This is a genomic window from Veillonella tobetsuensis (assembly GCF_001078375.1).
Lineage (GTDB): Bacteria > Bacillota > Negativicutes > Veillonellales > Veillonellaceae > Veillonella > Veillonella tobetsuensis.
Genome location: NZ_BBXI01000003.1, coordinates 33,062 through 47,744, shown reverse-complemented (window position 1 = coordinate 47,744; position 14,683 = coordinate 33,062). Strand labels below are relative to the sequence as shown.

The 14,683-nt window shown below is 38.2% G+C and carries 12 protein-coding genes and 1 pseudogene; 2 read left to right on the top strand and 11 right to left on the bottom strand.

Annotated elements, in window-relative coordinates; genetic code table 11:
* Window positions 1-2: 2 nt before the first annotated feature.
* The 3 genes from VEI_RS01370 to glmS all read right to left on the bottom strand — a co-directional run bounded on the left by VEI_RS01370 (window position 3) and on the right by glmS (window position 3,418).
* A complete protein-coding gene (locus tag VEI_RS01370; protein WP_059361513.1) occupies window positions 3-488 on the bottom strand; it encodes a hypothetical protein in 486 nt (161 codons plus the stop codon).
* A gap of 29 nt (window positions 489-517) precedes the next feature.
* Window positions 518-1,504 (bottom strand): tryptophan--tRNA ligase, encoded by a 987-nt coding sequence (gene trpS, locus VEI_RS01365; protein WP_059361512.1) that lies wholly within the window; start codon window positions 1,502-1,504, stop codon window positions 518-520.
* Between the two features lie 81 nt (window positions 1,505-1,585).
* Window positions 1,586-3,418 (bottom strand): glutamine--fructose-6-phosphate transaminase (isomerizing), encoded by a 1,833-nt coding sequence (gene glmS / locus VEI_RS01360; protein WP_059361511.1) that lies wholly within the window; start codon window positions 3,416-3,418, stop codon window positions 1,586-1,588.
* Between the two features lie 553 nt (window positions 3,419-3,971).
* On the opposite strand from glmS, the pseudogene VEI_RS01355 reads away from it, so the two are divergent.
* Window positions 3,972-5,318 (top strand): annotated as a pseudogene (locus VEI_RS01355) (hypothetical protein).
* 113 nt (window positions 5,319-5,431) lie between these two features.
* Entirely contained in the window at window positions 5,432-5,563 is a 132-nt protein-coding gene (locus VEI_RS10540; protein ID WP_256359131.1) for a hypothetical protein, read from the top strand.
* A 358-nt stretch (window positions 5,564-5,921) separates the two neighbouring features.
* Here the strand turns inward: VEI_RS10540 and VEI_RS01350 are convergent, their stop codons facing one another.
* From VEI_RS01350 to cdaA, 8 genes are all read right to left on the bottom strand, one after another.
* Entirely contained in the window at window positions 5,922-6,377 is a 456-nt protein-coding gene (locus tag VEI_RS01350; protein ID WP_059361510.1) for a hypothetical protein, read from the bottom strand.
* A gap of 25 nt (window positions 6,378-6,402) precedes the next feature.
* Window positions 6,403-7,407, bottom strand: coding sequence for a hypothetical protein (locus tag VEI_RS01345; protein ID WP_059361509.1), 1,005 nt, complete (start codon window positions 7,405-7,407; stop codon window positions 6,403-6,405).
* A gap of 2 nt (window positions 7,408-7,409) precedes the next feature.
* Window positions 7,410-7,664: a YkgJ family cysteine cluster protein gene (locus tag VEI_RS10580; RefSeq protein WP_059361508.1), complete on the bottom strand. Its 255-nt coding sequence runs from the start codon at window positions 7,662-7,664 to the stop codon at window positions 7,410-7,412.
* On the bottom strand, window positions 7,664-9,304 hold the full coding sequence (locus VEI_RS01335) for a phage tail family protein (protein ID WP_059361507.1): 1,641 nt from the start codon (window positions 9,302-9,304) through the stop codon (window positions 7,664-7,666). Before VEI_RS01335 ends, VEI_RS10580 begins: the two co-directional genes overlap by 1 nt.
* Before the next feature lie 540 nt (window positions 9,305-9,844).
* Window positions 9,845-11,200: a phosphoglucosamine mutase gene (gene glmM, locus VEI_RS01330; protein WP_059361506.1), complete on the bottom strand. Its 1,356-nt coding sequence runs from the start codon at window positions 11,198-11,200 to the stop codon at window positions 9,845-9,847.
* Window positions 11,201-11,335: 135 nt separating this feature from the next.
* Window positions 11,336-12,937, bottom strand: a complete 1,602-nt coding sequence (locus VEI_RS01325) for an NAD(P)/FAD-dependent oxidoreductase (RefSeq protein WP_059361505.1) — start codon at window positions 12,935-12,937, stop codon at window positions 11,336-11,338.
* A gap of 2 nt (window positions 12,938-12,939) precedes the next feature.
* Window positions 12,940-13,857, bottom strand: coding sequence for a CdaR family protein (locus VEI_RS01320; protein WP_059361504.1), 918 nt, complete (start codon window positions 13,855-13,857; stop codon window positions 12,940-12,942).
* Window positions 13,854-14,666, bottom strand: a complete 813-nt coding sequence (gene cdaA / locus VEI_RS01315; protein ID WP_059361503.1) for a diadenylate cyclase CdaA — start codon at window positions 14,664-14,666, stop codon at window positions 13,854-13,856. The genes VEI_RS01320 and cdaA overlap by 4 nt, the downstream gene beginning before the upstream one ends.
* Between the last annotated feature and the right edge of the window lie 17 nt (window positions 14,667-14,683).

The following is a 14,683-nucleotide window of genomic DNA, read 5'->3' as shown; positions in this document are numbered from 1 at the left end:
TTTTATTCATTATGTGTATCTCTATAATGTTTTATAGCCGCCTGGAGACGTATTTTATCCTTATAGGGTGCTAATTGCAGATCTAATGGTACTACATAGATACCACCATGATTGTTGACAGCCTGCAACTCTTTCCAATCCGGAGTAAAACCAACCACCGTATCAAAAGGCACATACAAATAATAATCATCTAAATGGATAGCACTCCAAAAATAATCTCGTAATGTAGTCGGTCTTTGTTTTATAACAAATCCCTTTTCACAAATATATACGAGCACCATATCAAGGCCGTTCATCCACCACAACAAGCACACAACTAATGCATAACATAGGATACGATTACCTACATCATGTGGAGCCCATTTTATGAGCGCAACGCAAGTTAGAATACCTAAGATGCGCCCTATCCACTGTACGGCTTTATGCGTGGTAACCATATGCTTAACACGACCGCCTGAAAATCGTTCACTTACCTCTTGTTTTGTCATACTATGCCTCAAAAAGTCTATATAAATACTTATTTTCGGCAAAGCCCCATAGCTTCCTCAACCTTACGATACATAACAGATGCTTTTGTATGTGCTTTAGCAGCACCTTCATCTAAGATGATGTCGAGTTCAGGGCTTGTAATGAGTTCATTATAACGCTGTTGAATTGGCTCAAGTGTTGCTACAAGTAAATCTGCAATATCTGATTTAAATACGCCATAGCCTTTACCAGCATACATTTCTTCAATTTTTTCATAGCTATCTTTTGTAATAGCACGGTAAATGCCCATCAAGTTAGAAATGCCAGGTTTGTTTTCTTTATCGTAACGCACCGCGTTATCAGAGTCAGTTTGAGCGCGTTTCAATTTTTTCACGATCAAGTCTGGTGCATCCAAAAGACGAATTGTAGCATTTTGGTTATCATCAGATTTACTCATTTTCTTAGTTGGCTCTTGTAAGCTCATAACGCGAGCACCACCTTCACCTACCTTGATATCAGGTACTACGAAAGTTTCGCCAAATCTACGGTTAAAACGCTCTGCCAAATTACGAGTCAATTCAAGATGTTGTTTTTGGTCCTCACCTACTGGAACATAGTTAGTACCATATAACAAAATATCTGCCGCCATCAATGGTGGATACGTAAGCAACGCTGTAGGAATAGAGTCACCTTGTTTTTGAGACTTATCCTTATATTGTGTCATACGCTCTAATTCGCCTACATAGCTAATAGATTGCATAACCCAGCCAAGTTTTACATGTTCAGGTACTTCGGATTGCACGAACAATGTTACCTTTTTAGGATCAAGACCAACTGCAAGGTACAATGCAGCCAAATTACGAGTATTTTGGAATAACTCATTTGGATCTTGCGGAACAGTAATTGCGTGTTGATTAACAATACAATAATAACACTCATCAGTATCTTGATAGTCAAGGAAGTTGCGCAATGCGCCAAGGTAATTACCTAAGGTCAATTCGCCACTTGGTTGAATACCGGAAAATATAACAGACATATGTCTCTCCCTTATCGTGAAATAAACCAACAGGGCAAAAGCCCTGTTGGTAGTCATGTTTAATAATGATTGATTAGCTGATTATTCTACAGTAACAGATTTAGCCAAGTTACGTGGCTTGTCTACATCTGCACCGCGTGTAATCGCTGCATAGTACGCCAATAATTGCAATGGTACAACAGCAAGGATTGGAGCGATGAATTTATTTGCACGAGGCACATAGATTGTATGGTCTACGTGTTTAGACAATTCTTCGTCACCCTTCATGCCAATACCGATTACAACAGCTTCACGAGCTTTTACTTCACGGATGTTGCTGATCATCTTATCGTACACATCTTCTTGTGTAGCCAATGCGATAACAGGTACGCCTTCTTCAATAAGAGCCAATGTACCATGTTTCAATTCGCCACCAGCATATGCTTCAGCATGGATGTAAGAAATTTCTTTCAATTTCAAAGCACCTTCCATCGCTACTGCATAGTCGATAGCACGACCCAAGAAGAACGCATCAGATTTGAAGCCATAATGTTTTGCAAAGGCTTTCATATCTTCGTCTACTTCAAAGATTTCATGAATCAATGTAGGCAAGTTTTTAACACCGCAAAGGATTTCTGCTCCTAAACCCGGATCCATTTTACCATTTAATTGGCCAAGGTATACAGCGAACAACAAGCCTGCTACTAATTGAGTCGCATACGCTTTTGTAGACGCTACAGAGATTTCAGGACCTGCCCATGTGTACACAGTGTTATCTGCTTCACGGGAAATACTGGAACCTACTACGTTTGTAATTGCCAAGGATTTAGCGCCATGACGTTTAGCCTCTTTCAACGCTGCCAATGTATCAGATGTTTCACCGGATTGACTGATAACGATACATAATGTTTTTTCATCAGTCAACGGATTGCTGTAACGATACTCAGATGCAATTTCCACATTTACAGGAATGCGCGCCAAGTTTTCAATATATTGTTTTGTTACAAGACCTGCATGGTATGCTGTACCACATGCAACGATGAGGATTTTGTTGAAAGCTGCTACATCTTCAGCAGTCCAATTCAACTCATCAAAGATTGCTGTTTTACCATCTTCAGAGATATGCGTACCGAATGTATCGCGTACAGCTTTAGGTTGGTCATGAATTTCTTTCAACATGAAGTGTTCATAACCGCCTTTTTCAGCAGCCTCTGCATTCCAGCTTACGTGGAATACTTCTTTATCAACTGGATTACCTTCACGGTCAAATACGGATACAGTATCGCGAGTAACGATAGCCATTTCACCATCGCTCAAGATGTATGTATCACGTGTGTAGTTAATGATCGCTGGAATATCGGATGCTACAAAGTTTTCACCTTTACCAAGACCGATAACCAATGGATTTTCTTTTTTAGTACAAATGATTTTGTCTGGCTCATCAGCACAGATGATTTCAAGAGCATACGCACCGTCAACACGAGCAAGCATGCGGCGTACAGTACCCACGAAATCGCCATCGTACATATCCTCTAATAAATGAGCTACTACTTCTGTATCAGTTTCAGATTTGAAATGGTACCCTTTTTCGATGAGCTCTTCTTTTAAAGGCATGTAGTTTTCAATAATACCGTTGTGAACAACAGCAAATTTACCATCTTCAGAGGAGTGAGGATGGGCGTTCATATCGGATGGACGACCATGAGTAGCCCAACGAGTATGACCAATACCTACAGTCCCTTCATTAGGATCTGCTTTTACAATCGCCTCAAGATTAGCTAGACGGCCAACCTTTTTTTGAATTTTGATTGCATTTTCAGGGCCGATAACAGCGATGCCTGCAGAATCATAACCACGGTATTCTAATTTCGCCATACCGTCCAATAAGAAATCAGATGCTTGATTAAAGCCAATGTATCCTACGATACCGCACATAAGTATATCCTCCTATAACTGGGGGTATTCTAGCCCCAGCCAACAACTAAGGCTAACTAATTAATGTTCTAGATTAATGTTTCAATTATGTATTAATTATTACTTCAATACAATTCATTCAGATACACTTTGTCTCCATTGTTACCAATGGGCTTTTTAGTATCTGTTACGACATGAATGTGCCGGAAGAGCATCCGCTGATGATTCGATCACTCTTCACCTCGTCTACCCTAACGACTGCCTTCGCGGGTACTTGCGCTATTCGCCTTTACGAATTTGGAATTCCTTTCAATAATATGTGGCAGAACTAGTACAATTGTAATCATACTAAATTATATTATACTAAATCGATGTAATAAATGTAAAGAATCTAGACCTTATGAAAGCATTAAACACGAGATATAACGCTTATTTTCATAGGGGTACATAAAGCCAAACGATTTCATAAATCACTCATACACCATCATTATACTACTTATTATAAAAATTTTATACAATCATATTTTTCAAAACTTACATGATGCATATTTATTGTCTAACAGGAGAGATTACAATGAATACACAAAATAATAAAACACATAAAAAGACAACATCTCTAAACCATAAACACTCATATAGAAAATTACGCCGTTAGGTACTTCCTGCCGTATTAAGTGCCGCCCTTTCTACATTGGCATTCCTTCCAACCTTTGCAGAAGACATACCAAGTGCACCACCAGCTGGAAATCCACCTATGAGTGCACCTAATGGGCCAGTTCCAAAAGCTGAAGCTAATCCTAATACTTTCACAGGTACTACGGTAGTAACCGAAAATAAAGCCATTGCACATGAATTGATATCTAATACAACATCAGATCAAAATGCGTTCATCGGCAAAGATAAAGCAGTCGTAACCATCGAAAACAGCGTATTCGATAAAACAGGTAACACAACCAGCGATGACAATAGTAATTTCCGTGGTCAAAATGCAGTAATACTCGGTACCGACGGTAGTCAAATCAATATCAAAGGCAGCAATATTACATCCAATTCCAATGGCTCGAATGCAGTATTTGCCACTGGTGAAGGTTCTGTCATCAATGTAGAAAATACTAACATTCATACAAAAAGTGATTCCTCTCGCGGTTTAGACGCCACCTATAAGGGTACGGTGAATGGTAAAAACCTTACAATTACAACCGAAGGGGCTCACTCCGCTACACTCGCTACAGACCGTGGTGAAGGCACAATCACAGCAGAGGCTGCTAAATTAACGACATCTGGTGAAGGTAGCCCTATCATCTACTCTACTGGTAATATCACAGCTGACTACATTACGGGTGAAGCTAAAAACAGTGAAATCGGCGTCGTAGAAGGTAAAAATTCCATCACCCTTACCAACTCTACTGTAACGGGGAACAAAGATAATGGATTCATGCTATACCAAAGCTTCTCTGGCGACGCTGAAAGCGGTATTGCACGCCTCAAAGCAGAAAATAACACGCTCACTTCTCACGCTACAGGCGCATTTATCTATGTAAATAACACCACTGCAGAGGTAGACCTTACTGGCAATGTTATCTCTACTCCAAATACTACAACACTAGTGAAAGCAGCAGCCGACTCCCGTTGGGGCAAAACCGGTGAAAATGGCGGTCACCTTACACTTCGCGCCTCCAACCAAGCCTTAAAGGGCAATATTGTAGCCGATGCAATTAGCACCATTGTACTAGACCTGACAAATGAATCTAGTTTAGTTGGCGCTATCAACACAGACAACACAGCAAAAGAAATTACACTGAAACTCAGCAAAGACTCTAGCTGGACACTTACAGGCGACAGCTATGTAAAATCTTTAACTAACGAAGACACAACTGGTGAAAACATTCACTTGAATGGATATAAACTTGTTGTAAATTAAAATATGCCTTCACACGTAAGGCAAAAAACAAAACAGGGTTTGTATCTGAGAGAAAGGTATATATTTGTGAATCTTGTAACCGGTGTGAATAGAAGAAGGAATTCCAGCGGTATATGAAACCAACCTCAGTTACTCCCGTAAAACGAGTTGAAATTACACCTGCATACGATGTTTTATTGGCAGAAAACCAAGATAGACTGATTAGTGATACAGGCATTCAATTACGAATTAATCGTTCCATTTAATTGGAAGGCACATTTGATGTGTTAAAACAAGTTCTTGAATTTAGACGATTTTTACACTGTGGCAGTGGAAACGTATATAAGATGTTATATCTCTTGTCAAAGGGATTCAATCTAGCAAAATTACATAACGGAATCAAAGCAAGATGAATTAATATAACATTATTTACTTCAAAAGGAACTGCTAAAACCAAGAAATTTTTAAATAGATCTAAAGGCTTATTAAAGTATGTCTAAAAGCAAAAAATACCAAGAAAACATAAGATTTTAAAAATCTAAATTTCTTAGTATTTCTTATATTTTAAAGGGACTGCAACTAGAATACGGTAAAACCGCATTCTGTTACAGCCCCTTTTTTCAATTACTTTGATTTTATAGAATATTCATAAATTTTAGGTTCATCAAAAACTATTTTAGATGCTAATATATCTTTATCTTTAAGCATCGCTAGAACTGCAGGATCTAAATCAACAAACTTACTTGATTTTTTTTCAACATAACAGTAGATAGCATTAATAAATTCATTTCTTACTAACAATTTTACATTTTCATCTTTATAAATTATGTTAGAAAGACCACAGTAGAGCCCAACATCATGCGTAAAATTCAAAAACCTTATCTCTGAATCTTTTTCCTTAAAACATTCATATAAAATTTCAATCAATTTCTTTTTTACAATTTTCTTCATGAAGATTGGAATTGTTTTCTTATAAACATCGGGTTCATCACCAAACATTAATTTATTAATCCCAAAACCCGCATCAATCATAATATCAAGCGTATCTATACCAGAGAAATCACACTTAATTGTACCCATAGTTATTACTCCTAATTAAACAATATTAAGCAATAGGATTATCTTCAATAAATTTATACACCTTATTTATATCATCTTTATTTAAAGTATTCTTATTATTTTCTTGTAAAATAAATTTAACAGAGCACATTTTGAAGAGAATTGCAACTAATAGAACTAGCTTCTCAATTTTATTTTGCTCATCAATGCTATATGTATCCCAAGAGCAGCGTTCATTAACTAAGTTAACAGTCCAATCCAACAAGTTAAAGTATTCTTCTGAAATATCAGTAAGAACTTCTATATAATCTGTAGCTGCTATTTCAATTTCTTCTAATATTGAAATAGCCTCATTAATTAATTCTTCGGCTTTCCAATATTCGTCCCAAGCTTTATTTACATTCTCTTTAGCCTTATTACCCACATGGCTGATTGCAAAACCACCTACCATAAGACCTATTCCCAGTGTCGCTCCAGAAAGCACTGCAGACCCTAGTGCAATACCACCACCACCAGCAGCCAAACTACCACCACCTAATGCAGCTAATGTGGCATTAGTTGCAGCAGCTCCTGATAATCCACTGATAGCCGTACCTGTAGATGCTACACCAAACATACTGACTGCACTTGCAGTGGCACCGCTTGCTGCACAAGCTCCTGCTACTCCGAGCGCAGATCCTGCCACGGTTGCTTTTAAAGCTTCAGCACCAATAGATACATCTTTCAATCTCTTAATATCAATTTGTGCAATATCATTCCCACCAAGACCTTCATACTTAAATTTAGGTCTATTATGAATTTTCTCTATAGTATCACTGAAAACTTTAAATGATGCCATGATATCAAGTTCTTTTTTCCCAAGAGAATCCATAGTATGTTGTGTAGACTCCTCTTGATCACCCAATCGCTCTTTATCATCTTCATACATTGATTCAATAAGTTCAGCCTCTTCTTTTGCTTTTTTAATTTTACTAGCTCCTGATACGCCTTTTGCAACCCCCGTCGCACCTGCTGCTACCGCAATTGCTCCAACAATAAATGGTAATGGCATAATTAGTTCCCCTTTTCATTCTTTAACACATTGCATAACATATAATTCAACTCATAGAACTCATCTCTGGTCATAGAGTCTTTATAATAATGTTCATACATTTCATCAACCCTACATATTAAGGGTCTTTGAGCATATATAGAACATTTATTATCATTTAAAAATTTACATTTACCTGTAGAATCTGCTAAAAATCCATACAACTTAGAGCTACCGACTTTCTCACAGCATTTCCCACATTGATCACACTGAAACATTATTCAAATACCAATTGACTATTTTTATCACTCATAAAACTAGAAAAATCACCTTTCCATGGCAATGTGATTTCTAAGTCCTTAAATAGTGTTTTTAGCTCATAATTAGTTACCGCATCATCATTACCGGACTGTAAAATAGACACTACTTGCGCATATCTTTTAGTCTCTCTAACAACACTATCTACATCAACTTCTAACAGTTTAGCAACATATGCTTCATATGCGGCAACTCGTTGTTTCATACTTTCAACATATTCGCCAAAAGGGTTCACATCAAGACTCTGTATAAAATCTACTATTTTTTTTGCTATATTCCATTTATCAATAAAGTATATAAGAGTACAACTTAACATACCTGATATGAATATTTCAATAAATGTAACTAGCAAATCTCCTACTATAGGAATATTAGATAATGTGGGAGCTAAGTAACCTCCAATTAAAGAACCAATTATGGTAGATGCAGAAGTTGCTAACAAAACCAAAACAGCATGTATTTTTTCTTGCCAGCTATTATGCTTATCAAAGAACAAAACCTTAATAGATTGAACAATCGCACTACTGGCATGCCTCAATATCTTTACCGAACTCTCAAGTAATGTTTTTACCGTATTAGTTAGGGTTGTCATTAAAGATGCAATAATGCCAGATAGTAAACCTTCCTTAATCTTAGAGATGATCTCTTTATACTTACTTTTTGCTTTAGTAAAACCTTCCTTTATCCCTTCCAAGATTTCAGAGAAAAACGATTTTAAGGAATCACCCAAACAAAAGCTAATTCGTTCTTTAACCGAAAACCATACTTCAACTAAAACAAATCCAATAACTTGTTTAACAGCCATTTTGCCACCGAGCTTCAATGCCGCTTTAGTTGTATCCTTTGCAAATTTTGAACTTGTATAATAGTCTTTATTAAGTTTATTGTCCATAGACTGCTTTGATTTATTATAAAGTTTCTTTACCTCTTCAGGTTTTAGTTTTTCTAATTCTTCATATTTTTTTAATTGTTTTCTCTCTTTATCCGTCAATATAGTCTTATTACGCAACTCTTTAATTTTTGTCTGTCTCATTTCTCGTGTACTTTCCCAATCAGACAAAAATTGACTGACAGATTTAGCACCTTTAGAGCGATTCACAGATGAAATCGTCGGAACGAGATTATCATCAGAGTTTACCAATGTAACTGGGTCTAACGACGTCGCATATACAGCTGCATTATCATGCATCGATTTTGCAGAAATAATATGATCTAAATCATGGGATTTATGTAATGTCTCTTTTGTGTAAGCATCTTTAATACCACCTGATTTTCTTTGTTTACTAAACTCCCTATTTCTAGTTATATATTGCTTATCACTATGATACTTATGCGAGTCATATTCACCTCGAGTTTCATATTTATGACGTGTCTCAGAGTTTTTAATACTCATTCGAGAATTATCACCAACCTTCTCTAAATTATGAATAGTATCTACATCACCACCATATTGATCAAGAATAATAAAATCTAAACCAAAAGTCTGCAACAGTGAATCTATAATTACACGTTCGTACTCTTCAAATATCGATTTTTTAGTCTCTTTTTTATCGTTAACTATCAAATTTGAATCAATTTCACTAACAAACTGTGTTGTCATAACATCCCCCTATTTTGTAATCACAACACTTAAGAGCTCACTTTATATTCATGAATTATTAATGAACTCATTATAAGATTGATGTACTTCTAAGTCAATAATAAAAAATTATATGGGATATTTTATACGCATAAAAAACAAAACACTTTTTATAGTAATAGAGACTCATAATCTAAATGATTTAATCACAATTGGTATCTATTTACAACCTATACTCTAGTAAGTACAATCATTGTTAACTATAGTAAAATCTAGAAACATTCGAGTAATAATAACAGTTCCATTCAGTAATCATCCTAAATAAATATAAAATAAATACCCTCCTATATATGTTCCTGCAGCGACTTTACGTAGAACGGAGCAAAGGGACATATATAGAAGGGTATACCTTTAATATGAAATTGTATAATAGATAAAAACTTTAGGTTTAATCTTAATATAATCGGTTCCTCGCTGTGGATTTTGCTTTGCAAAATCTTACGCTCGGAACAAAGTGATGTGTGGGCTTCATCGTCGCAAGCTCCTCTGCTGCCTCACACCCTACTTTTCGGCCAACCCTTGTTCTCTACCGATAATATCAGCAATTTCTTGGCATAAGGATTGTAATTCTTCTTGATTAGGACCTTCAGCCATAACGCGGATGAGTGGTTCTGTACCAGATGCACGTACCAGTACGCGACCTTCGTCACCAAGTTCACCTTCAGCTGTTACGATAGCAGCTTTGATGATATCGTTTTCTTCCCAACCAGTCTTTGTAGCAACGCGTACGTTTATAAGAACTTGTGGGTATTTTGTCATGATGCCAGCCAATTCAGAAAGTGGTTGGCCTTTTTCTTTTACAAGAGCCGCCACTTGAACAGCAGTCAACATGCCATCACCAGTTGTGTTATGATCGAGGAAAATGACGTGACCTGATTGTTCACCGCCAATGGAAAGGTCGTGTTCACGCATATATTCCAATACATAGCGGTCACCAACAGCAGTAGAAACGGTTTTCATACCAAGTTCTTCAGCTGCTTTGTGGAAGCCAATATTACTCATAACGGTACCAACTACGGTATCGCCTTTGAGCTTACCTTCTTCTTTCAATTTAAGAGCACATAAAAGCATGATTTGGTCGCCATCGAGGACTTGACCTTTTTCGTCTACTAACAAACAACGGTCTGCATCACCATCATTGGCAATGCCTAAATCAGCATGGTGTTGTTGAACAGCTACTTGCAAGCCTTCGATATGGGTAGAACCGCAATGATGATTGATGTTCAAACCATCTGGATTGACATTGATATTGATAACCTTTGCACCAAGACCAGACAAAATTTCAGGACCTACGCTAGAAGCGGCACCATTCGCGCCATCATAGACAATCGTTAAACCTTCAAGGGATGTATCGATTGTATGACGAACAAAGTGAGCATAGTGATGTGCAAGATTTGCATTATACTCTACACGACCAATGCCAGCACCTGTAGGACGAGGTAATTCGTTATCTGCACTTTGACGTACATATACTTCTAATTGATCTTCTACTTCATCTGGTAATTTAAAACCACTACCATCAAAGAATTTAATACCATTATCTGGGAATGGGTTATGAGATGCAGAAATAACAGCGCCCGCATCAAAGCCTTGTTGCTTTACAAGGTATGCTACAGCAGGTGTAGGAATGACTCCCGCCATAACTACATTACCGCCTACAGAACAGATGCCAGATGCCAACGCGCATTCCAACATGGAACCAGAGATACGCGTATCTCTACCAATTAAAAATGTAGGATGTTCTTTTTCTTTACCAAAATGTGTTGCCGCTGCACGCCCCAAATGGTATGCCAATTCAGGTGTTAAAAATTCATTAACAACGCCACGTACACCATCAGTACCAAATAATCGAGCCATATTCTCCTCCGTCTACAAACGAATGTATTTCAATCTATGTTGTGTGTATTATATCACACGAGTTTGTACAATTTATAAAATCCAGGTTGGACTTTCACTATAGCACGTAAATGTATAAATCTATTTGTGAAAGTATCATTCATTAGGTTTTGCATACATACTCATGCACGCAATCGCCGTTTCTGCACCATCCAAAGCGGCACTCATGATGCCACCCGCATAGCCTGCACCTTCCCCCATCGGGTAAAAGCCACCGACTGTAGTGGATACGCGATTATCATCACGTCCCATACGAAGCGGTGAAGATGTACGCGTTTCAACGCCGGTCATACAGATTTCAGGGTTATCAAAACCTTTGATACGGCGTCCCCAATACGGTAAGGCCCGTTCTAAAACGGACGATACATAATCAGGTAAACACTGGTGCAAATCGCAATCTACGATATGAGGTTCATAACTATGTATACTGCTTTCAACAGACGGCGCATCAGCCTGGCCTAAGAAAGAACCTATCGTTTGAGCCGGTGCATTAAAGTTTGAACCACCCAATTTATAAGCCTTGCGTTCCCATTCTCGTTGAAATGCTACGCCATCTAGAGGATGGGTACCAAAATCATCAGGGCCTACGTTTACGACGATAGCACTATTTGCAACGCCACTGTCACGGGCATACAAGCTCATACCATTGGTTACAACACCGCCCGGTTCGGACGCAGATGCGACCACTTGTCCACCAGGACACATACAGAAGCTATAGGCCGTACGCCCCGATTCTTTATCATGATATACCAAGGAATATTCTGCGGCGCCCAAACCTAAACTCTTTGGATCTACACCATACTGGGAATGATCGATGACATCTTGAGGATGTTCAATACGAACACCAATGGCAAATGGTTTTGCCACCATATCAACGCCTCGTTTATATAGCATTTCATAGGTATCTCGTGCACTATGACCTACGCCAGACAAAATCAGGGTCGTATCAATGCGCTCGGCTTGATTTACTTCAACGCCTACAACCTGACCGTTTTCAATAAATACATCTGTCACCTTAGCACCAAAGCGAACTTCACCGCCCCATTCGATAATGCGTTTACGCATGGCTTTCACCATATTACGCAATTTATCTGTTCCCACATGAGGTTTATGTTTGTATAAGATTTCTTCTGGTGCACCGAACTCCACAAAATACTTGGAGATTTCATATAATCGTGGATGCGTTACACGAGTGGTCAGCTTACCATCGGAAAAAGTACCCGCTCCCCCTTCACCAAATTGAACATTTGATTCAGGTTTAAAAGAACCTGTTTTCCAGAATGTTTCTACATCCTTTGCACGCGTATCTACATCTTGACCGCGTTCTAACACGATAGGACGATAACCTTCTCGTGCCAGGTAAAAGGCTGCCATCATGCCTGCCGGGCCAAAGCCCATAACAACAGGTCTATACACTAAAGGCCTTTCACCGATTATAACAGGCTCGGGATCCTCCGGAGTAAACAAGGTTACATCCTTTTGTTTGCCTAATTTTTTAAGGATTTGTTCTTCATTATTTGCCTCTACAAAGAGGGTATATACAAATACGATATTCGGTTTCTTACGCGCATCTACAGCACGTCTCACCACATGAATTTTCTGTATATGCCCTTTCATTTGAGGGTATTTCTTTTCTACAATTTCTTCAATCGTAGCCTTCACAGTAACGGCTACACGAAGATTTATTATTCTAATCATATCTATGCTTTTCTTTGTATATCTACAGTTACACGCACCGTAGTAACCTTACTGGTAATTCCATCTGGGATTATGAGATTATAGGTAGCCTCAACAGGCGCTGTGGCACCACTAATATCAATAACCTCTGTCTTAAGCTCAGAAATCATATCGACCATTTCTTCACGACCTGTAATGGTTACTTGTACAGGTTTAATCGTAATACCTTTAACCTCATAACCCTCTGCTACTTGACCAACAGTAATCGCCGAAACTGGTACGGCTTTATCTTTTCTAAGTAAATTTAATTCGTACTGTGCTTGACCTTGTGCAGGATTAATATTCACATTGAGTACGTTTCCTGCATTGTCCCAAGCTTCTAAATCAGCAACGGAACTAAAGTTTTTGGTTTGTCCCGAAACATTGACCTTCATTACTACACGGGTTGCCGCCATCACTTGTTGCTTACGACCAGATACGGTAACCTCCTTCGGAATTACTGTAACAGACTTTAATGCTACATTATCTGAAATTTGTCCTAATGGTACGATTTCTACAGGTAATTTCTTTTCTGCATATTCATCGACCGTAAGAGTTATAGTATCCGGTTTAACCTCCATTAAACTCATCCCAGATGGTGAATTAAAATGAATGGTTACATTATTTTGCCCTGGCGATACACCAGATGCATCAATATAAGCTTTAAGATTTTCAGACTTCAAATTAATAATCGTATCGCGCGGTCCACTCAGAACAACACGAACACTTTGAGGTGCATCCTCTACAATATAATTCGCTGCTAAATTTTGTACCTGCACAGGTACCACATAAGAAACCTCCATCACAGGATTTTGATCACGCATAATAAAAAACCACATGACGATGGCCACTAATAATGAAAGTATTTTCGCAGGCCAGTTGCGTTTTAAATGAATCATCATTTCTTGCCACCCCATTTCCACATGCTCGTAATATTTTGACGAGGTCGTTCCATAAATGTGCGAAGAGCCTCTTTAATTTGGTCTTCTGGCAAGTGACGATAAATGTGACCACCATACGTGTAAGAAATAACACCAGTTTCTTCGCTGACAACAACTACTACTGCATCTGTTTGTTCAGATAAGCCAATCGCTGCACGGTGACGAGTACCTAGTTCAGTACTCAATGTACGGTCTTCCGTAAGTGGCAATAAACAGCCAGCAGCTTGAATCCGACCATTACGAATAATCATAGCTCCATCGTGGAGTGGTGTACTTGGAACGAATATATTTTTAATTAATTCACGACTCAATACAGCATCAACGATAATCCCTGTATCGATAAAATCATTCAAGCCCACCTCACGTTCAAATACGATGAGGGCACCCGTATGTTCACGGGACATAACACGAGCGGCAGCCATTACTTCATCAATGGCCATATCCATCTCTTCTTCGTTAACATTTTGAGCTTTACTAAAAATTCGACCTCGACCAAGTTGTTCCAATGCACGGCGCAATTCCGGTTGGAATACGACCGGCAAAGCAAAAAGAATAACCGTCATCCCTTGTTGTAAAATCCAATTGATAACATATAAATTGAGTACATGGCTAAGCACATTCAAAATAGCCAAAAACAATAAACCTTTTAACAAAGCTACAGCACGTGTATCTTTTAAAAGTTTATACATATAGTAAATACCGATAGCAACCGTTAAAATGTCGATAACATCTAGGATTCTAAAGGTATGTATGAGAGCTTCAAACTGCATATTCGTTACTCCTTACA

Excerpts from the sequence above, each read along its gene's own strand:
- VEI_RS01370 (WP_059361513.1), bottom strand. The coding sequence starts at position 488 with ATGACAAAACAAGAGGTAAGTGAACGATTTTCAGGCGGTCGTGTTAAG.
- trpS (WP_059361512.1), bottom strand. The coding sequence starts at position 1,504 with ATGTCTGTTATATTTTCCGGTATTCAACCAAGTGGCGAATTGACCTTA.
- glmS (WP_059361511.1), bottom strand. The coding sequence starts at position 3,418 with ATGTGCGGTATCGTAGGATACATTGGCTTTAATCAAGCATCTGATTTC.
- VEI_RS10540 (WP_256359131.1), top strand. The coding sequence starts at position 5,432 with ATGAAACCAACCTCAGTTACTCCCGTAAAACGAGTTGAAATTACACCT.
- VEI_RS01350 (WP_059361510.1), bottom strand. The coding sequence starts at position 6,377 with ATGGGTACAATTAAGTGTGATTTCTCTGGTATAGATACGCTTGATATT.
- VEI_RS01345 (WP_059361509.1), bottom strand. The coding sequence starts at position 7,407 with ATGCCATTACCATTTATTGTTGGAGCAATTGCGGTAGCAGCAGGTGCG.
- VEI_RS10580 (WP_059361508.1), bottom strand. The coding sequence starts at position 7,664 with ATGTTTCAGTGTGATCAATGTGGGAAATGCTGTGAGAAAGTCGGTAGC.
- VEI_RS01335 (WP_059361507.1), bottom strand. The coding sequence starts at position 9,304 with ATGACAACACAGTTTGTTAGTGAAATTGATTCAAATTTGATAGTTAAC.
- glmM (WP_059361506.1), bottom strand. The coding sequence starts at position 11,200 with ATGGCTCGATTATTTGGTACTGATGGTGTACGTGGCGTTGTTAATGAA.
- VEI_RS01325 (WP_059361505.1), bottom strand. The coding sequence starts at position 12,937 with ATGATTAGAATAATAAATCTTCGTGTAGCCGTTACTGTGAAGGCTACG.
- VEI_RS01320 (WP_059361504.1), bottom strand. The coding sequence starts at position 13,857 with ATGATGATTCATTTAAAACGCAACTGGCCTGCGAAAATACTTTCATTA.
- cdaA (WP_059361503.1), bottom strand. The coding sequence starts at position 14,666 with ATGCAGTTTGAAGCTCTCATACATACCTTTAGAATCCTAGATGTTATC.